Origin of the sequence: Enterobacter sp. TCD1-1, assembly GCF_020567405.1 — a bacterium.
GTDB classification, from domain to species: domain Bacteria; phylum Pseudomonadota; class Gammaproteobacteria; order Enterobacterales; family Enterobacteriaceae; genus Enterobacter; species Enterobacter quasiroggenkampii.
The window spans coordinates 1,860,296-1,879,495 of record NZ_JAJCXF010000001.1 but is presented as its reverse complement, the minus strand read 5'-3'; the positions used below and the strand labels follow the sequence as shown (position 1 = coordinate 1,879,495).

Sequence of the window (19,200 nt, the reverse complement as noted above, 5' to 3'; positions counted from 1 at the left end):
AAAGATGACGGATAATGATAACAATCGGACTGTCCCAAACGCGCTCCCGGTCGGGTACCGCTTCAACGAGTTTGAAATCAAAGAGGTGATCGGCGGCGGCGGTTTTGGCATTGTCTATCGCGCGTGGGATCACCAGCTCGAACGCACTATCGCTATCAAAGAATTTATGCCTTCCTCGCTCGCCGTACGCGGCGACGACATGACCCTGGTGCTGCGCAGCGAGCGCTTTGGCAAAGCGTTCTCCGCGGGCCTGAACAGCTTCATTCAGGAAGCGCGTCTGCTGGCGCGCTTTAACCACCCGAACCTGCTGCACGTCCTGCGCTTCTGGGTGCAAAACGACACGGCCTACATGGGGACGCTGTTTTACAGCGGCACCACGCTGTCACGCCTGCGTGAAGAAAAGCCGGAGCTGATCAACGAAGCCTGGATCCGCCGCACGCTACCGATGCTGTTCGGTGCGATCAAGACCATCCACGACGAAGGCTACCTGCACCGCGACATCTCTCTGGATAACATCCAGATCCAGGATAACGGCCTGCCGGTGCTGCTCGATTTCGGCTCCGCGCGCCGCACGATTGGTAACCTTTCCGACGAAACGGAAACCATGCTGCGTCCGGGCTTTGCGCCGATTGAGCAGTACACCGACGACAACGAAAGCGAGCAGGGCCCGTGGACGGATATTTACGCCCTCGGCGCCGTGCTGCGTACCCTGATTGTGGGTTCTCCGCCGCCGGTCAGCGTGGTGCGCTCTATTCAGGATACCTGCAAACCGCTGGTGGAAATCATGCCGCAGGGCTATTCCATCCCGCTACTCCAGGCCATTGACCGCGCGCTGGCGCTGCACATGGAGGATCGTCCGCAGTCCATCGACGAGTTCGCCGCGCTGATTGAAATGCCGGTCGCGGGTATCAACGATGTGCTGACGGCGAAAAAGCCCGGCACGATGCTGATACCGGTGGAGGAGGAACAACCTGCTTCGCTGCTCGACTGGCGTCGCTACAGGATCCCGGGCATGGTTGCCGCAGGCGTGCTGGTCGGCGTTGTCGCTGGCGCGATGCTGTTTAGCGGCGGTAACGATACGCCAGAGCAGGCTGCGCAGGCACCGGCAGAGACGCGTCCAACCGAAACCGCCGCGAACGCCCCAGACGTGAAGCCAGAAACGGCGAAGGTGAGCGAACCGGCGACGGCACAGCAGACGCCACCGCCTGCCGCGAGCCCTGTTGCGTTGGTCTATATCCGCATCCTCGACGGCGAAACGCTGAAAGTAAACGGCGAGCCAAAAGCGCTGCGCCCGGGAACCAACGGCTATGCATCGCTCAAGCTGCCGGCCGGTGAGGCGAAGATTGAACTGCAGGGCAACGGAAGAACGCGTGGCCAGACGCTGGATATTGCCAAGCCGGGCACCTGGCTGGTGAATCCGTAGAATGACGCTCAGTTACTGATGCGAACCTCTTTTCTGAATCGCATAAGCTAGATGGAATAAAGATTATGCTCAACCGAATTACCGTTCAGCTCCCGGTGGAGGGGCTTCTGTTCTGGAAACTGACGGGCCGCGAGGCGATGTCCGAGTCGTTCGCGCTGACGCTGACCGTGCTCGGCACGGACGCGCGCATTGACCGCAGTAAACTGCTGGGCCAGCCGGTCACGGTGGCTATCCCGACGCAGAATTTGCTGACGTCCCGCTATATTAACGGCAAGATTACCCGCGTGGCGGTCAGCGCCGTTGAGCTGACGGGCACCCGCTATGCGGTGTACCAGCTGACGGTGGAGCCGGATCTGTGGCCAATGAAGCGCGACCGTAACCTGCGTATCTTCCAGGGTCAGACGGTGCCGCAGATTGTGAAAACCCTGCTGGGTGAGCATCAGGTCAACGTTGAGGACAAACTCACCGGCAGCTACCGGGTGTGGGACTACTGCGTGCAGTATCAGGAGTCGAGCCTGGACTTCATCAGCCGCCTGATGGAGCTGGAGGGGATTGCGTATCACTTCCGCCATGAGGCGGACAAGCACACCCTGGTGCTCACCGACGCCGCCACGCAGTACCAGCCGTTCAGCGGCTATGAGGTCATTCCTTACCATCAGACGCCGTCAGGCGGCAGTACGGACGAAGAGGGCATCAGCCAGTGGGCGCTGGAGGACAGCGTGACGCCGGGGATTTACAGCCTCGACGACTATGACTTCCGCAAGCCGAACGCGTGGCTGTTTCAGGCCCAGCAGAACCCGGCGTCGCCGAAGCCGGGCAGCATCGACGTGTACGACTGGCCGGGTCGCTTTGTGGACAAGGGGCACGGGGAGTTCTATGCCCGTATCCGCCAGGAGCGCTGGCAGGTGGAGCATCAGCAGATTCAGGCCACCGCGACGGCGGCGGGGATTGCGCCCGGGCACACCTTCACCTTAACCAACGCGCCGTTCTTCAGCGACAACGGTGAGTATCTGGTGACGGCGGCGGGTTACCACCTCGAAGAGAACCGCTATGCCAGTGGCGAGGGGGAGACCATTCACCGCACCGATTTTACGGTCATTCCTGCGTCGGTGGCCTACCGTCCGGCGCAGAGCACGGCGTGGCCGCGCACCTACGGCCCGCAGACGGCGAAAGTGGTGGGGCCGAAGGGCGAGAGTATCTGGACGGACAAATACGGTCGGGTGAAGGTGAAGTTCCACTGGGACCGTCTGGCGAAGGGCGATGACACCAGTTCCTGCTGGGTGCGCGTGTCGAGCGCGTGGGCGGGCCAGGGCTACGGCGGGGTGCAAATCCCGCGCGTCGGCGATGAGGTGGTGGTGGACTTTATCAACGGCGACCCGGACCGTCCGATCATTACCGGTCGCGTGTACAACGACGCGAGCATGCCGCCGTGGGCGCTGCCGGCTGCGGCGACGCAGATGGGCTTTATGAGCCGCACGAAAGACGGTTCCGTGGACAATGCCAACGCCCTGCGGTTTGAGGATAAAGCGGGTGCAGAGCAGGTGTGGATCCAGGCCGAGCGCAACATGGACACCAGCGTTAAAAATGATGAAACACACAGCGTCGGCGGCGAGCGCAGCCATTACGTGAAGAAAAATGAGCTGCATCGCGTGGAAGCGAACCAGACTCAGGCCGTGAAAGGTGGCACCGAGATCCTGACGGGGAAAGGCAAGCTGGATGCGGCGGTGGAGCAGTACGTCATTGCTTCCGGGACGAAGCTGCGGCTGGTCTCCGGTGAGAGTGCCATTGAGCTGAATGCTAACGGCAAGATTAACCTCATCGGCAAAGAGTTTAACTTCTTCGTGGAAGGGGATGGGTATATCACCACGGGCGGTAAGCTTCACCTGAACACGTCGGGAACCAAGCCGGGCACGACGGCGCCGGGATCGGGGCATAAGGGGGATATTGATGCGGCGGTGCAGGCGTATTTCTCTCCGGATCAGGCTAAAAAATCTGCCGGTGTTGGAGTTGCCGGGGGATCAGGTAAAGCGGTACCTGCGCAAAACAATTCAGCTGCATCAACCGGCACAGACAAAACCAGTGAATATAATTATTCGTTGCAGGACATGGTGGATAAGCAAAAGAATTTAAAGGCTAAACCTCAAAAGTGGACGCGACGCGGCTTTGTTAACGCCTCTGAAGATGATATTAAGAAGTATGCAAACCCGGATAATTTCAATACAGGAACTGATAAATATCAGTTCCTGGATCTCTCATCTTCATCAGGTGTTTCTGAAACTGATATGGCTTCCTTCCTGAAAGGGAAAGGCGTACTTGAAGGTCAAGAAAAAACATATCTTGATGCAGCAAAGAAATACAATGTCAGTGAAGTTTACCTCGCCTCGCATTCTGCTCTCGAAACAGGTAATGGAGCGAGTGAACTGGCAAAAGGTGTCGAGGTCAATGGTGTAAAAGTTTATAATATGTACGGTATTGGCGCTTTGGATGGTAATGCCGTTAAAACAGGTTCCAATTACGCATATAAAATGGGATGGACTTCGCCAGAAAAAGCGATAGACGGTGGTGCGAAATGGATTTCCGAAAAGTATATTAATAATGCGGATTATGCCCAAAATAATCTTTATAAGATGCGATGGAACCCAGCATCGCCAGGGACGCATCAGTATGCAACTGATGTCAACTGGGCTGTAGCACAAACATCAAACATGAAGAAAATGTTTGATAATTTCCCTGGTGCAAACCTATCATACGATATTCCAAAATTTAAGTAATGGAACAACTTATGAGTAAGAAAATTCTGAGTGTTTTCTGTTCTGTTCTGGTGCTCTGCAGTTTGAACAGTTATGCGGCGACTGCTCCAATCAATAAAGAAGTTGGAAATTCATCACGTACTCTTTTAGCAACTCCCGATTTTTCTGTACAAATAAACAAACAGTCTGTCGCATTGGGCGACAGATGGACTAATGACGTTGCAGGTAAAATTGAGTTGCCGGTTGAAGGCCGTTTTGTCGGAGAGGTTCCTTTTGACGGAACAAATTATAAATTTTTCCAGCATCAAAAGTCTGGGTTAGAAATATTTAGTTCCAACCTTTGGTGGGATAAGGCCGAGAGAAGTGTTGATGATTATATTGTGTCACAGATTACGCTAACTGCTGCGGATGGCAAAACAGCTCGCGGAATTCATATTGGTTCAACAATAAATGAACTTAATAAAGCTTACGGTAGTGGCCAGGTCGAAAATGATTCCGGGGAGCAGTGGGTTTCCTATGAATTGGGTAAGAAATTGCTCTCTTTTGAGGTTAAAGACAATAAGGTTGTAAAAATAACAATGAATTACGAAAATGGTACTTCAGAGTAATTTATGACCAAAAAATATCTGGCAGTCGTATTGTTCACGGCTTTATTGACAGGCGTCGTTGAAACGTCATCGGCACTTGAATTATCGCAATACAATAAGCTCGATACGGTAAGTCGCATCCTTAACGACAGTGAAGTGACAGACAATCTCAGGACGCTGTTGGGAAATCATTACCAAACCTTTATTGATAACTTTGACGTCTTTGGCGAACCGCACACCACCGCAGGTGGCGGATTGTTTGTTGAAGGCTGGCTAAAAGATCTTTATCTGGAGAACGCATCCGCGCTGGTCATCAATCCTGATGGCAAAATCTTTGCGGCCTGGGTGGTTCCGGAGTCGGACGTAATTCATTACCAATCCTCTGATAATAGCCCGGGTATTAATGCTGATATCCAGCAATGGGCCGCCAGATTCCATACGATGCAGTTTGCAACGAACAGCCAATCGAGACCTGTGTTTGACGGGGTTTGGGCAGGCGGGGTTGGCAACGACTCGACGTTAACCCTGCAGTTAGCTGAATCAAGCAACCGTATCACCGGGTCTTATTGCTATATCTCCCAGAGAGGGAATCGCATTGACTGCCCGGAAGAAGATGAGCGAAATCTTAGCGGTACGATCGCGGGAAACCGTGCGAACGTAGAGTTCAACTCATCGTTTGGCGGCGCAGGCGGACGGGCTGTTCTGGAAATAAAGGAGAGTGAAATGGAATGGTGTCTGGTAACGCCTCCACAAAAAGGAAATGATTATACTCCGCTGCGTTATACGTTACGTAAAGCCGCTTCGGTTCATCACGCTGAAACCAGAAAACTGGACACCGACAAGTTCACTATCTCTCTGATAAACAAGTGCGGGCGTTTCGAGGGTGAATGTGACCAGATGGTTTATCTCGGTGTGCGCAAAAGCGATAACAGTACGATCTCCTTAAAGGGAAAAACGTTACACGACCCCGCAGGTAAAATAATCGGCTCAACGTACAAGAATGGCGAGATCACTTATACCGTGACGTATGCACCCGTGAAATTGGTTGTCAGCAAAGGCAGCCATGTTTTAGTCGAACAGTCAGGCCAGTGGCTTAAATAACTATAGCCAGCCAAAAGGCCAGCATCGATTGGCCTTCTTGTTTCTCTCAATATTAATCATCCCGAGTTCACTTATGAAATACACCCTCCAGGAAGGTTCATTTTCCCTTTTTCCTGCTGCCTGGCAGGATAACAGCATGAACATCATTCGCGATGACGAAAGCGGGCTGTCCGTGGTGGTCAGCCGCGGCGTGATTCCCGATGGCAGCGACTACGAACAAGAGTTTCACCGCCAGTGGGATGTGTTGCGTCCTCAGATGGGTGAGATCGCCCAGAGCGAATTCCGGAACGTAAACGCCGGGCCTGACGGAAAAATTAACGGGCTGGAAGTTGAGACCACGTTTGACCGCAACGGGCAACGCCTGTGGCAAAAACAGCTGGCCTTGCAGACGCCGGGCAAACCGGTATTGATGATTTTTACCCTCTCGGCATTAAGAGCTTTTACCGAAGAGGACGAGGTGCGCTGGAGCGCGCTTAAGCAGAGTCTGACGCTAAACGACAACCGGAATGTGTAAGGCATGAGCGATAACAACGCGGCCCGTAAGGGCGACGAGATTATTCACTCCAGCATTTTTGCTGATATCACCAGCATTGTGGCGGAAGGTGCCGCCTATGCGGTGATCGGTGCGGCAGTGGGGCTGGCGGCTACGGCCGCCGCGCCACTCCTCGGTGCCGGAGCCGCCGCAGCGGGCGTGGCGGCGATTGGGTCCAGCTGTCTGTTAAGCGGGATTATCGGTGGCGTGCTGGCGAACGTGGCGGGGATTACCGACGACATCAGCAACGCCGCGGAAGGGTTAGGCAATGCGCTTTTCCCGCCGTCGCCTGCGGGTAAAATTACCACCGGTTCGAACAACGTACTGACCAACGCAATCCCCGCCGCACGTGCGGCAGGCACGCTGACGCCCGCCGATACACCGTCCCCTGAGCCGCAGTCGCCGGGCAGCTTTGCTGATTACGCGGGCATGCTGCTTTCCGCCGCCGGACAGTTTGGCAGCGAAATGTGGCAGCCGAGCGTGGCCTCTGCCGCCGCGGGAACCTCGCCGCTGGAAGAAGACAAGGTGGCGTGTGAAAAGCACTCCGGGCCGCAGTATCTGGCGGAAGGTTCTAAAAGCGTCTTCATCAATGGCCAGCCCGCGGTGCGTGCGAAAGATCGCACCACCTGCGAAGGCACCGTTTCCGACGACGTCTCCCCGAACGTGATCATCGGCGGGGACACGCTCACGGTCCGCGATATCAAGAGCGGTAAAACGCCGGGTCTGGCGCTGGGGATGATTGCGCTCTCCCTGCTGCGCGGGCGTCCGGGCAAGATCCTGAAAAACATGCCCTGCGCGCTGGCCGCAGCCGGTGGCGGGATGCTGGCGGATATGGCGGTCAACGCCGTGTTTGGCTCCTCGCACCCGGTCCACGCCGCCACTGGCGTGAAGGTGCTGAACGACGACGATGAGCTCGACTTCTCGCTGCCGGGGCGCTTCCCGCTTCGTTGGCAGCGCAGCTACAACAGCCTGACTACCCGCGAAGGGCTGTTCGGCCAGGGCTGGGCAACGACCTTTGACAGCTATCTGGCGCTGGAAGATAACAATGCGACCTGGTTCGATGAAACAGGGCGCGAGCTGAGCTTTGAACTGCCGCCTGTCGACCGCGCGTTTTACAGCATCAGCGAAGGCATCATTATCCGCCGCAATGAGAACGGCGACGTGGCGATTGCCGACGATGACGGTGCGGTGTGGCGTCTGTATAAACCGACACGGGCGAATCCCTCCATCCTGCGTCTGGTCTCCCTCAGCGACGAATACGACAACGCGTTGCTGACGGAGTGGGACGAGCACGGCAGGCTGGTTGGTCTTCACGACGAGCCGCGGGCGATAGACGTCACCCTGCGCTATGAAGATGAACGATTCCCCCATCGCGTGACCGCTGTCAGCCATTTCGACGGCAACCAAACCTGGCCGCTGATGCAGTGGGGCTACGATGCGCGCGGCCAGCTGGCGAGCGCGACGGACGCCTCCGGCGTGGTGACGCGTGAATACCGTTACAACGACCACGGCCTGATGGTCTGGCACCGGATGCCGGGCGGGCTGGAGAGCGAATACCGCTGGCAAAAATTCGACCACTGGCGCGTGGTGGAAAACCGCACCAGCACCGGCGACGGCTGCCGCTTTAGCTATGATTTAGCCGCCGGGCTGACGACCGTCGAGCACTACGATGGTCAGACGCGCCGCCACTACTGGAACGCGCAAAATCTGATTGTCCGCTACGTAGACGAGCGCGGTGAAAACTGGCGCTACGAGTGGGATGATAACGAGCTTCTCACGCGTCGCATCGATCCGCTCGGCAACGCCGTCACCTTCGTCTACGACGAGATGGGCAACCGGGTGCAGGAGACCGATGCCGACGGCAATACCCGCACCACCACCTGGCTGGAGCACCGCGCGCTTCCCGCGGCCATTATCGAAGCCGACGGCAGCGCCACCCGGTTCTGGTACGACGAACATCACGGGCTGAAGCGGGTGGTGGACCCGATGGGGCAGACGACGCAGCTGCGCCGGGACGAGTTTGGCCAGGTCGTTGAAGAGGTCGATGCCGCTGGCAACAGCCGCTACCAGGAGTACAACGAGGCCGGGCAGATTGTCCGTTCGACGGACTGTTCCGGGCGTATTACCCGCTATCGCTATCATCCGCTGGGCTGGTTGGTGGCTGAGACTGGCGCCGACGGTGAAGAGACGCGCTACCGCTACGACGCCGCAGGGCGTCCGGTGCAGCTCGATCGCCCGGAAGGCTGGACGGAATCGCTCAAATGGAACGAACGCGGTCTGCCGGTGAAGCATGCGGGCGCCGACGGGAAAGAAAGTGAGTTCAGATACGACGAGGCGGGGCGCTTAACCGCCACCCGTAATACGCAGGGCGAAGAAGTGCGACGCCGCTGGGACAGCCGCGGGCGTCTGATTGCCCTGGAAAACGAGAACGGCGAAGCGTATCAGTTCCGCTGGGGGCCAGACTCGCTGCTGATGGAAGAGGTGGGGCTCGATGGCGTAGCCTCGCAGTATCGCTATGATGCCTGCGGGCGCACGATTGCTCGCACCTTTGCCGCTGGTCATCCGGAGGCTATCACCCACGCCTTCGCCTGGAGCGCGAGCGGCCAGCTGGTCGCCCGCACCACGCCGGAAGGGCAGACCCGCTACCATTACACGCCGTCCGGGCTATTAAGCCGGATTGGTCTGTATCCTGCGCTTTCAGCCGACGCGTGGACCACCGAGGCAGAGCAGGAGCTTGCCTTTGAGTATGACGCACTCGGTCGCGTGACGCGCGAAGCGGGCGAGCACGGTGAGCTGGCGTGGGAGTATGACGCGCTGGGCAACCGCACCTCCGTCACGCTGCCCGATGGCCGCGAGCTGAAGCAGTTCTACTACGGCAGCGGACATCTGCTCAGCATTGCTCTCGATAAGCTGTCGGTCTCCGATTTTACTCGCGACGAACTCCACCGTGAGACCAGCCGCACCCAGGGGCTGTTGACCACCCGCAGCGAGTATGACCGCCTCGGCCGACTGCACCGCCGGGACGTCTTTACCGGCAATGCGCAGCGCCCGTCGCCGCGCCGCTGGTCCCGCCGCTGGGATTACGACTACCGTAATAATTTGGTGCGCGAAGAGCGGGACGATAACCCGTTCAGCTGGTACCGCTGGCAGTACGACAGCGCCGGGCGCCTGCTCGTTCAGGACGGCACGCTGCCTGGCCAGGAGCAGTGGCGCTGGGATGCAGCCGGTAACCCGCTCAACGGATCTGCTGAGAAGGTTACACACAACCGCCTGACGCAGCTGAACGGCATTCGCTGGCGTTATGACATCCACGGCCGCACCGTTGAGAAGGATAACGGCCAGACCCGCTGGCACTACCGCTACGACGGCGAACATCGCCTGACGGAAGTCATCAGCCAGCCGCGGGATCGCAACAAACCGCAGACGCAGGTCAGCTTCCGCTACGATCCGCTCGGTCGCCGCATCAGCAAAACGCGCCGCCAGATGCTGGGCGGACAGCCAACCGGCAAGCCGGTCACCACCCGGTTTGTCTGGGAAGGGTTCCGGCTGCTGCAGGAAGTGCACGGGGATGTGCCGCTGACCTACGTTTACAGCGATCAGGACAGTTACGACCCGCTGGCGCGTATTGACGGCGTTGATGCTCCGGAGATTTTCTGGTTCCACTGCCAGCCGAACGGCACGCCGGAGCGGATGACGGATATCGAAGGGCAGGTGCGCTGGGAAGGGGTAAACAGCGCCTGGGGCAAGCTGCTGCGGGAAAGCGAGACGCAGGTATCAGGATATTCTCAGAACCTGCGCATGCAGGGGCAATACCTGGACCGTGAGACAGGGCTGCACTACAATCTGTTCCGGTATTACGACCCGGACTGCGGGCGGTTTACGCAGCAGGACCCGATAGGGCTGGCGGGGGGGATTAACTTATATAAATATACTGTTAACCCTCTTACCTGGATAGATCCTCTGGGTTTAGCTGGTTGCACTTTAACAAAATCGAAGTCAAAAAATTACGAATACGTTTTGAAACTGAAACGCTCTGAATATCCTGCAACGTTTGGTCACATATCAGACGCGATCGATTTAGGACATGCAAAGGTTGTAACAATTCAACGAGGCACTGCGAAAGCTAACAGGAAAACGAGTCTAAAAAATATCAAAACAAAGCCTGGTTATGATCGTGATGAATGGCCTATGGCGATGTTTAAAGAAGGCGGTGATGGCGCTAGCGTAAGATATATAGATCCTAGTGACAACCGTGGTGCAGGTTCAAGTATTGGTAATGTTTTATCAGAACTGCCAGATGGAACAAGAATAAAAGTCGAGGTAATATAATGAGTGATAAGAGCATGCAAACAGTAGATCTACTTATTTCGCATAGTCAAATATTGTTACGATCCCGAGATTATGACGAAAAGCTGAGTCAGTGGGGAAAAGGCAATGTTTCTCAAGGTGCTGTTCTACACAAGGATTATGTTATATTCGATCCATTACCAGAGGACGCGTTTGGAGCAAACGTCAATATCAAAAAAGAGAATGCTTTCACAATGGATGAAAATGCTCAGCGCTGTATTGTTGTGCCATTTTTCATTACGGATAAAGATAAGCTGCAAATCGCTTCTGCAACTGAGAAATTTGATTTAAATATAGATGTGAACGATAAAGTTTATTCACTCTTTTATGAGATCTGTGAAGGAGATGAAATTTACTATAATTTCACTCTTGTACCGGCAAAAGAAGCTATTGATGCTAAGTTTTTGCTAGATGACCCTTGGGGAGGAATAAAAGACCATCCTCTCAAAGAAGGTATTTTTTAAATTTAATACTATCTGGGAAATTTATTTCGGAAAAAAATCCACGCCGAAGCGTGGATTTTTTTCATTCAAGACGAATCAAACGTTAAACAGGAAGTTCATCACATCGCCATCTTTAACGATGTAATCTTTCCCTTCCGCACGCATCTTGCCTGCTTCTTTCGCGCCTTGCTCACCCTTGTAGGTGATGAAGTCTTCAAACGCGATAGTCTGCGCACGAATAAAGCCTTTCTCGAAGTCGGTATGGATCTTACCGGCCGCCTGAGGCGCAGTCGCACCCACAGGGATGGTCCACGCACGCACTTCCTTCACGCCAGCGGTGAAGTAGGTCTGCAGGTTCAGCAGCTCATAGCCCGCGCGGATCACGCGGTTCAGGCCCGGCTCTTCCAGACCCAGCTCGGCCATGAACTCTTCACGGTCGGCGTCGTCCAGCTCGGCGATGTCGGATTCAACGGCAGCGCACACGGCAACAACCACAGAACCTTCCGCCGCGGCGATTTCACGCACTTTGTCCAGGTACGGGTTGTTCTCGAAACCGTCTTCGTTAACGTTGGCGATGTACATGGTCGGCTTCAGGGTCAGGAAGCTCAGGTATTTGATCGCCGCTTTGTCTTCGTCAGTCAGGTTTTTCAGCGCGCGCAGCATGCCGGCGTTTTCAAGCTGTGGCAGGCATTTTTCCAGCGCAGCCAGTTCCGCTTTCGCGTCCTTGTCGCCACCTTTGGCTTTCTTCTGCACGCGGTGAATCGCGCGTTCGCAGGTGTCGAGGTCAGAGAGCGCCAGCTCGGTGTTAATAACGTCGATGTCGTCAGCCGGATCCACTTTGTTGTTAACGTGGATGATGTTGTCGTTCTCGAAGCAGCGCACAACGTGGCCGATCGCTTCGGTTTCACGAATGTTGGTCAGGAACTGGTTACCCAGACCTTCGCCTTTGGATGCGCCTTTTACCAGGCCCGCGATGTCCACGAATTCCATGGTGGTTGGCAGAATGCGCTGCGGCTTCACGATTTCCGCGAGCTGGTCCAGACGCGGATCAGGCATTGGCACAACGCCAGTGTTAGGTTCGATGGTACAGAACGGGAAGTTCGCCGCTTCGATACCCGCTTTGGTAAGCGCGTTAAACAGGGTGGATTTGCCCACGTTTGGCAGACCGACGATACCGCATTTGAATCCCATTTCTAAATCACCTTAATATCTTGATAATCAATCCGTTAACGATAACCGATTGATGAAAAGTAAATAACTACGCCTATTATACACGTAACCCGCATGACGCGCGGTAAAAAAGCCGTATCGGGCGGATTATTGCGCTTTGAAAGCGTGTAAGCGGTTTGTCGCTTTGGTTAAGCCGTCTTTAAGCCAGATTTCCGTGCAGCGTGCCGCTTCGTCTACCGCCTCGTCAATCAGTTTCTGCTCAGAAACCGGTGGCTTACCGAGCACGAAACCGACAACTTTGTTTTTATCGCCCGGATGGCCGATTCCGACGCGCAAACGGTGGAAATTCGGGTTATTGCCCAGCTTGCTGATGATGTCTTTAAGACCGTTGTGGCCGCCGTGCCCGCCGCCCAGCTTGAATTTTGCCACGCCAGGGGGAAGATCCAGCTCATCGTGGGCCACCAGAATTTCATCCGGATTGATGCGATAAAACGTCGCCATTGCCGCCACGGCTTTACCGCTCAGGTTCATAAAGGTGGTAGGCACCAGTAAACGAACATCCGCGCCAGCAAGGTTGATACGTGAGGTATACCCGAAGAATTTAGGTTCTTCACGCAGGGGAGCACGTAACCGCTCGGCCAGCAGATCGACGTACCATGCCCCGGCATTGTGGCGGGTGGCCGCATATTCTGCGCCCGGGTTGGCGAGGCCGACAATCAGTTTAATCGTCACGATTCAATTCCTAATGGGTTCCAGATCTGGCGCGTAGTTTACTGTCTGGCGCGCCGCTTGACAAAATTCTGCGATCGTCCCAGCGAAATACGAATAATTACTTATCTGAACAATTAGAATTTCAAGCTGTTCAACGTGTTATTTGTAAACTTTTGTTTGGGAGTTATCTGTAATTGTGATCATTCACGCAACTCATAAAAGGGGCGTTGTCTATACTTTACACACAAGGATTAGGGGCTTTTCCCTTGACAACCCAAAGTTCCGGAGGTGACACATGAAACGCAAAAACGCTTCGTTACTCGGTAACGTGCTCATGGGGTTGGGGCTGTTCGTGATGGTAGCCGGCGTGGGTTATTCAATTTTAAACCAGTTGCCGCAGCTTGATCTCCCGCAATACTTTGCGCATGGTGCGATATTGAGCATCTTCATTGGTGCAGTGTTGTGGCTGGCGGGAGCACGCGTGAGCGGCCATGAGGAAGTGTGTGACAAATACTGGTGGGTGCGCCACTACGATAAACGCTGTCGTCGCGATCAGCATAAGCACAGCTGACGCTACCTTAAAGAATACCGAAACGGCTCCTCAGTGAGTCGTTTTTTTTTGCATCAAGGGTTGACCCTCACGTAACGTAAGGCTCCAGAGTAGCGGCACTGGCAAAGTAAAAGGAGCAGTTATGTTGATTCAGGTGGGTGAGCTGGCAAAACGGGCCGGGATCACCGTACGCACATTGCATCACTATGAGCAAACAGGGTTGTTGCTGCCTTCTGCCAGAAGCGCGGCAGGTTACCGGCTCTACAACCTGGCGGATGTTCAGCGTCTGCATATGATCCAGGCGCTGGCAAAGGCGGGGCTGGAACTTGCTGAAATCAGGGATTTCCTGGAACAGGAGTCGCTGTCGTTAACCGAGTTACTTGATGCGCAAATCACGCTGCTGGATAAACAGCTGCGCAGCATACATACGCTGCGCGACCGGCTGGTCGAACTGCGCACCGGGCTGCTCAACGATGCGACGCCGGATCTGGAATCCTGGCTACAGACTCTGGAGTTAATGAATATGTACGATCGCTGGTTTAGCAAAGAAGAGTTACAGCAGCTGCCGTTTGCGGTGCAGAAGGATGCGCTGACAGCCATCTGGTCAGGGCTGGTTGCGGAAGCAAACACGCTGTTGAAACAGCACATACCCGTCTCGGACCCGCGGGCGATGGACCTGGCGACGCGCTGGATGGAACGCCTGGAGCAGGACACGGCGGGCAAGCCGGAGTTTCTCACCCGGCTGAACGAGATGCACAGCGTGGAGCCACAGATGCAGGTGCAGACCGGCATCACGCCGGAAATGACTGATTACATTACGCGAGCGTTCGCCGAGTCGAAGCTGATTATCTGGGAAAAATATCTTTCCGCCGAGGAGATGGCCTTTACCCGGAAGCACTACTTTGACCGCATGATGGAGTGGCCACCGCTGGTGGCAAAACTGCATCAGGCGCAGCGGGAAAATCGCGATCCCACCTCGGAGGAGGCGCAAAAGCTGGCTGAAAACTGGCTGGCGTTATTCCAGTCGTACGCGGGCACCCGTCCGGAGACCCAGCAAAAGTTTCGCACGGCCATGCAGCAGGAGCCGCATCTGATGAAGGGAACATGGATGACGCCTGCCGTGCTTGGGTGGCTTCAGCAGGCGATTGGGGTAATGATGCAGAGACGTTCCTCTGCATCAGGCGGCTCACAGATCCGCTAACGCGGCTTCACGGTTAGGATAAAAGGCAAGGCGGCCAGGGATCGGCTGCACGCCCGCGCGCGCCATGGTGCGCAGGGGCTGAAACTCCAGGTTACTCACCCGCAGCTCGCAGCCTTCCGGCAGACGCGCAACAAAGCGCTGGAAGGCATCCAGGCCGCCAGCGTCCAGCACCGGCACGGCATCCCATTTCAGCACCACAATCCGCTTGCCCGCGATGCGGGACTCCAGATCGCTGAACAAACCTTCCGCCGCGGCGAAGAACAGCGGGCCAATCACGCGCAGAACCAGCACATCGTCAGGCACCTCTACGTTGACCGGGGAGAGGCGCGTCATCTGCGCGATACGGCGCATAAACAGCAGGGACGCCAGGACGATCCCGACGCTGATAGCGATGACCATATCGAACAGCACGGTCAGCGACATACAGATCAGCATCACGATGATGTCGTCTTTCGGCGCACGACGCAGCAGGTTTACCACCTTGTGCGCCTCACTCATGTTCCAGGCCACCATCAGCAGCAGGGCGGCCATGGCGGAAAGTGGTAGCCAGGAGAGCAGCGGGGCGAGGATCAGCAGGGCGAGGATCACCAGTACGGAATGGATAACTGCCGAAACGGGTGACGTTGCCCCCGCGCGCACGTTAGCTGCGGAACGGGCGATGGCTGCCGTTGCGGTAATACCGCCAAAGAACGGCGCAACGAGGTTCCCCAATCCCTGACCGACCAGTTCGCTGTTAGCTTTGTGCTTGGTGCCGGTCATCCCGTCCAGAACGACGGCGCAGAGCAGGGATTCAATCGCCCCCAGCATCGCCATCGAGAACGCGGCGGGAAGCAGGGCGCGTAGGGAGTCCCAGCTTAAGGTAAAGCTGGAGCCGGGCATATCCCACGGCAGCACCAGCTGCGGCAACAGTTGAGGAATGCCGCTGCCCTGTGATCCGTCCGCCAGAACATAGTGGAACTGTGAGCCGATAGTCGCGACATGACCACCGAACATATTCACGATAGCCATCACCGCGCAGCCCAGCAGCAGCGCGGGCAGATGGCCCGGCAGTCGAATGCCCAGACGAGGCCAGACGATCAGCGTGCCCAGCGTCACCATCCCGATGGCGGCGTCGCCGAGGTTCGCAGTCGGCAGCGCCATAAACAGCGCGCCCACTTTTTGCAGATAGTGTTCAGGGACGTGAGCCATTTGCAGGCCGAGGAAATCCTTGATCTGCATGGTTCCGATGGTGATCCCAATCCCCGAGGTGAACCCCAGCGTCACGGAAAGGGGGATGTACTCAATCAGCCGCCCAAAACGGGCCAGGCCAAACAGAATTAAAAAGACCCCGGACATCAGGGTGGCGACCAGCAGGCCTGCCAGACCAAACTGCTGTGAAACCGGGTAGAGGATCACCACAAAGGCGGCAGTCGGGCCGGAGACGCTGAAGCGCGAGCCGCCGGTCAGAGCGATGACGATCCCGGCCACGGCTGAGGTGTACAGGCCGTACTGCGGCGCAACGCCGCTGCCAATCGCCAGCGCCATCGCCAGCGGGATGGCAATAATGCCGACGGTGATCCCGGCAATCAGGTCACGCACAAAGCGTGAGGAGGTGTACTTCTCTTTCCAGCAGGCGTCGATGAGGGCGCGAAAGGGCAGAACATGTGAGGAGGCTACGTTTTTCACAATTATCTATCATCCGTATGCGCATCATCTGTCATATGAATGGCAGGTGAAGGAGGCATTAATCATACAAATAAAACCCAGAGACAAAAAAACCCGCCGCAGCGGGTTTTTTGGCCGTGCTCGATCAGTGTTCGAACATTGCAGAGATGGATTCTTCGTTGCTGATACGACGAATCGCTTCTGCCAGCATCCCGGACAGGGTCAGGGTACGCACGTTTGGCAGTGCCTTGATCTCGTCGCTCAGTGGGATGGTATCGCATACCACAACTTCGTCAATCACGGAGTTGCGCAGGTTGTTTACGGCATTGCCGGAGAAGATCGGGTGGGTCGCGTACGCGAATACGCGCTTGGCACCACGCTCTTTCAGCGCTTCAGCCGCTTTACACAGCGTACCGCCGGTATCGATCATGTCGTCAACCAGCACGCAGTCGCGGCCAGCCACGTCACCGATGATGTGCATCACCTGAGAAACGTTAGCGCGCGGACGACGTTTGTCGATGATCGCCATGTCGGTATCGTTCAGCAGCTTAGCGATAGCACGGGCACGTACCACGCCGCCGATGTCCGGAGAAACCACGATTGGGTTATCCAGGTTCAGCTGCAGCATGTCTTCCAGCAGGATTGGGCTGCCGAATACGTTATCAACCGGGACGTCGAAGAAGCCCTGGATCTGCTCTGCGTGCAGGTCAACGGTCAGTACGCGGTCAACGCCAACGCTGGACAGGAAGTCAGCGACAACTTTCGCGGTAATTGGCACACGCGCGGAACGGACGCGACGGTCCTGGCGGGCATAGCCGAAGTAAGGGATTACAGCAGTGATACGGCCTGCGGAAGCGCGACGCAGGGCGTCGACCATAACAACCAGTTCCATCAGGTTGTCGTTCGTTGGAGCACAGGTGGACTGGATGATGAAAATATCACCACCGCGTACATTTTCGTTGATTTGTACGCTGACTTCGCCGTCGCTAAAGCGACCTACGGCGGCGTCGCCGAGGGAAGTGTACAGGCGGTTGGCAATACGTTGTGCTAGTTCCGGGGTGGCGTTACCAGCAAAAAGCTTCATATCAGGCACGAGAAGAACCTCAGGCATGCGTCCAGTGGTGGATAGCGTTCGCCGTAAACTGTGCGGGCCAGGCAAAGGCTATCCAGGCGGTGTATTAAAGAGCGCGATGCAACGTCTGGAACAGGGTGACGTTGTCACCGAAACTCAGTCTGCGCCAGAATGGCCTGCTGTAGGGGAGAAATGTTCATCCCACGCGCTACAAAACCATGCAGCCAAACCGGCGCTTGCTCAAGCACCTGACGAGCGGCGGATTCGGTGTCAAATTCAGCAAAGACACAGGCCCCTGTACCAGTCAGGCGCGACGGCGCGTATTCTAACAGCCAGGAAAGCACCGCATCAACCTCGCGAAAACGTTTTCTTGCGATATCCTCGCAATCGTTGCTGAATTCACAATTTAATAACGTTTCTATTGACCGAATCGGGGTATTTCTTTTCAGGTCAGGATCTTTAAAGATGACCGGGGTCGGAATGCTCACGCCGGGGTGAGCAACCAGATACCATTTTTCCGGCGGGTTGACCGGGGAGAGGATTTCCCCCACGCCCTCGGCAAAGGCCGCATGACCGCGAACAAACACCGGAACATCCGCGCCCAGCGTCAAGCCCAGGCCTGCCAATTCGTCCTGCGACAGTCCGCAGCCCCAGAGGTGGTTCAGGGCAACCATCACGGTGGCGGCGTTAGATGAGCCGCCGCCCAGACCGCCGCCCATCGGCAGACGTTTCTCGATACGAATATCCGCACCGCTTCCCGCAGGCAGACGACCTGATTCCGCTGCGGCGTTCATCAGCAGACGCGCGGCGCGCACAATCAGGTTGTCCTCATGCGCCACGCCGTCGACCGGCGTCAGGAGGCAAATCTGCCCGTCCTGACGCAGTTCAATGGAGATCGTGTCGCCATAGTCAATAAACTGAAACAGCGTCTGCAGGGTGTGATAGCCGTCAGCGCGCTGGCCGGTAATGTATAAAAACAGATTCAGTTTTGCCGGAGAGGGCCAGTGGGTCATCATTTAACGATCCAGTTGTCCATTTTCAGCTTGATGCGCTGGCTGCCCTGGGTCAGTTCCATATTCGATGGCAGCGACGGTTTACTCTTGCTGTCATAGTCGCTGTACACCACTTTCCAGGTTTTGCCGTTCTGGGTGTAGTTGACCTGGCTCAGACGATATTGATTGTCAAGCGTGTAGTCGGTGGCATCGCCCGGCAGGCCAAGGATCCACTGGCGAAGACTGTTCAGCGGGATAGGCATTCCGGTCAGCTTGCCAATCATCTCTTCGGCATCGGTTGCGGTGTAGTGCTGGCCTTTGTTATCGGTGATCTGCGCTTCGCCCGGTTTCGCGATAAGCTCCAGCTCGGTGCTGCCCAGCGGGTTCAGCAGCAGCAGGCGATAGTTGTCCTGACCCGTTTGTTGCCAGAAGAAGCGTGCATACACTTTTTGCTCATCCGAGAGATAAGCAAACGCGCCGCGGGTCTGGTACTGGTTCAAATTACGGACGTCCTGCTGGTGCTGACGCCACTGTGGCGAGTCAGGGCTTTTGCCCGGGCCTTTTGGTTGAGTGACGGTACACGCGGTCAGAACCAGTGCCGCCAGGGGCAGCAGGCGAATCAGTCGGGTCATAATGAGGACAAATCCTTGAGATACGTTGCAGTTATAACTGTTAAT

At 56.1% G+C, this 19,200-nt stretch carries 15 protein-coding genes; 9 read left to right on the top strand and 6 right to left on the bottom strand.

Features of this window, described 5'->3' with window-relative positions:
• Positions 1-4: 4 nt before the first annotated feature.
• The 7 genes from LJA86_RS09110 (at position 5) to comJ (ending at position 11,204) form a co-directional block, all read left to right on the top strand.
• Positions 5-1,423 (top strand): serine/threonine protein kinase, encoded by a 1,419-nt coding sequence (locus LJA86_RS09110; RefSeq protein WP_229226043.1) that lies wholly within the window; start codon positions 5-7, stop codon positions 1,421-1,423.
• A 65-nt stretch (positions 1,424-1,488) separates the two neighbouring features.
• A complete protein-coding gene (gene tssI / locus LJA86_RS09105) occupies positions 1,489-4,194 on the top strand; it encodes a type VI secretion system tip protein TssI/VgrG (protein WP_229226042.1) in 2,706 nt (901 codons plus the stop codon).
• Between the two features lie 11 nt (positions 4,195-4,205).
• Positions 4,206-4,781, top strand: coding sequence for a hypothetical protein (locus LJA86_RS09100; RefSeq protein ID WP_229226041.1), 576 nt, complete (start codon positions 4,206-4,208; stop codon positions 4,779-4,781).
• Between the two features lie 3 nt (positions 4,782-4,784).
• Positions 4,785-5,861, top strand: a complete 1,077-nt coding sequence (locus LJA86_RS09095) for a hypothetical protein (protein ID WP_229226040.1) — start codon at positions 4,785-4,787, stop codon at positions 5,859-5,861.
• Positions 5,862-5,934: 73 nt separating this feature from the next.
• Positions 5,935-6,375, top strand: a complete 441-nt coding sequence (locus tag LJA86_RS09090; protein ID WP_045418995.1) for a DcrB-related protein — start codon at positions 5,935-5,937, stop codon at positions 6,373-6,375.
• Between the two features lie 3 nt (positions 6,376-6,378).
• Positions 6,379-10,722 carry an RHS repeat-associated core domain-containing protein gene (locus LJA86_RS09085; protein WP_229226039.1) on the top strand — a complete coding sequence of 1,448 codons (4,344 nt, stop codon included), beginning with the start codon at positions 6,379-6,381 and terminating at the stop codon, positions 10,720-10,722.
• Complete coding sequence (gene comJ, locus LJA86_RS09080; RefSeq protein ID WP_229226038.1) at positions 10,722-11,204, top strand: competence protein ComJ; 483 nt, start codon at positions 10,722-10,724, stop codon at positions 11,202-11,204. The genes LJA86_RS09085 and comJ overlap by 1 nt, the downstream gene beginning before the upstream one ends.
• Before the next feature lie 75 nt (positions 11,205-11,279).
• Here comJ and ychF read toward each other — a convergent pair whose 3' ends face one another.
• Both ychF and pth read right to left on the bottom strand, forming a co-directional pair.
• The gene (ychF, locus tag LJA86_RS09075) at positions 11,280-12,374 is read right to left on the bottom strand and encodes a redox-regulated ATPase YchF (protein WP_003856650.1); all 1,095 of its coding nucleotides are present in this window, start codon (positions 12,372-12,374) and stop codon (positions 11,280-11,282) included.
• A 126-nt stretch (positions 12,375-12,500) separates the two neighbouring features.
• Positions 12,501-13,085, bottom strand: coding sequence for an aminoacyl-tRNA hydrolase (pth, locus tag LJA86_RS09070; RefSeq protein ID WP_023336005.1), 585 nt, complete (start codon positions 13,083-13,085; stop codon positions 12,501-12,503).
• 274 nt (positions 13,086-13,359) lie between these two features.
• On the opposite strand from pth, the gene ychH reads away from it, so the two are divergent.
• Positions 13,360-13,635, top strand: coding sequence for a stress-induced protein YchH (ychH, locus tag LJA86_RS09065; RefSeq protein WP_024907062.1), 276 nt, complete (start codon positions 13,360-13,362; stop codon positions 13,633-13,635).
• 121 nt (positions 13,636-13,756) lie between these two features.
• Complete coding sequence (locus LJA86_RS09060; RefSeq protein ID WP_048029738.1) at positions 13,757-14,815, top strand: MerR family transcriptional regulator; 1,059 nt, start codon at positions 13,757-13,759, stop codon at positions 14,813-14,815.
• Here LJA86_RS09060 and dauA read toward each other — a convergent pair.
• The 4 genes from dauA to lolB all read right to left on the bottom strand — a co-directional run bounded on the left by dauA (position 14,801) and on the right by lolB (position 19,155).
• Positions 14,801-16,480, bottom strand: a complete 1,680-nt coding sequence (dauA, locus tag LJA86_RS09055) for a C4-dicarboxylic acid transporter DauA (protein ID WP_048029739.1) — start codon at positions 16,478-16,480, stop codon at positions 14,801-14,803. The two genes, LJA86_RS09060 and dauA, sit on opposite strands and share 15 nt — an antisense overlap.
• A gap of 124 nt (positions 16,481-16,604) precedes the next feature.
• Complete coding sequence (gene prs, locus LJA86_RS09050) at positions 16,605-17,552, bottom strand: ribose-phosphate diphosphokinase (RefSeq protein WP_003856663.1); 948 nt, start codon at positions 17,550-17,552, stop codon at positions 16,605-16,607.
• Positions 17,553-17,677: 125 nt separating this feature from the next.
• A complete protein-coding gene (ispE, locus tag LJA86_RS09045; protein ID WP_229226037.1) occupies positions 17,678-18,547 on the bottom strand; it encodes a 4-(cytidine 5'-diphospho)-2-C-methyl-D-erythritol kinase in 870 nt (289 codons plus the stop codon).
• Positions 18,544-19,155: a lipoprotein insertase outer membrane protein LolB gene (lolB, locus tag LJA86_RS09040; protein WP_048029741.1), complete on the bottom strand. Its 612-nt coding sequence runs from the start codon at positions 19,153-19,155 to the stop codon at positions 18,544-18,546. The genes ispE and lolB overlap by 4 nt, the downstream gene beginning before the upstream one ends.
• Positions 19,156-19,200 lie beyond the last annotated feature (45 nt).

Excerpts from the sequence above, each read along its gene's own strand:
- LJA86_RS09110 (WP_229226043.1), top strand. The coding sequence starts at position 5 with ATGACGGATAATGATAACAATCGGACTGTCCCAAACGCGCTCCCGGTC.
- tssI (WP_229226042.1), top strand. The coding sequence starts at position 1,489 with ATGCTCAACCGAATTACCGTTCAGCTCCCGGTGGAGGGGCTTCTGTTC.
- LJA86_RS09100 (WP_229226041.1), top strand. The coding sequence starts at position 4,206 with ATGAGTAAGAAAATTCTGAGTGTTTTCTGTTCTGTTCTGGTGCTCTGC.
- LJA86_RS09095 (WP_229226040.1), top strand. The coding sequence starts at position 4,785 with ATGACCAAAAAATATCTGGCAGTCGTATTGTTCACGGCTTTATTGACA.
- LJA86_RS09090 (WP_045418995.1), top strand. The coding sequence starts at position 5,935 with ATGAAATACACCCTCCAGGAAGGTTCATTTTCCCTTTTTCCTGCTGCC.
- LJA86_RS09085 (WP_229226039.1), top strand. The coding sequence starts at position 6,379 with ATGAGCGATAACAACGCGGCCCGTAAGGGCGACGAGATTATTCACTCC.
- comJ (WP_229226038.1), top strand. The coding sequence starts at position 10,722 with ATGAGTGATAAGAGCATGCAAACAGTAGATCTACTTATTTCGCATAGT.
- ychF (WP_003856650.1), bottom strand. The coding sequence starts at position 12,374 with ATGGGATTCAAATGCGGTATCGTCGGTCTGCCAAACGTGGGCAAATCC.
- ychH (WP_024907062.1), top strand. The coding sequence starts at position 13,360 with ATGAAACGCAAAAACGCTTCGTTACTCGGTAACGTGCTCATGGGGTTG.
- LJA86_RS09060 (WP_048029738.1), top strand. The coding sequence starts at position 13,757 with ATGTTGATTCAGGTGGGTGAGCTGGCAAAACGGGCCGGGATCACCGTA.
- ispE (WP_229226037.1), bottom strand. The coding sequence starts at position 18,547 with ATGATGACCCACTGGCCCTCTCCGGCAAAACTGAATCTGTTTTTATAC.
- lolB (WP_048029741.1), bottom strand. The coding sequence starts at position 19,155 with ATGACCCGACTGATTCGCCTGCTGCCCCTGGCGGCACTGGTTCTGACC.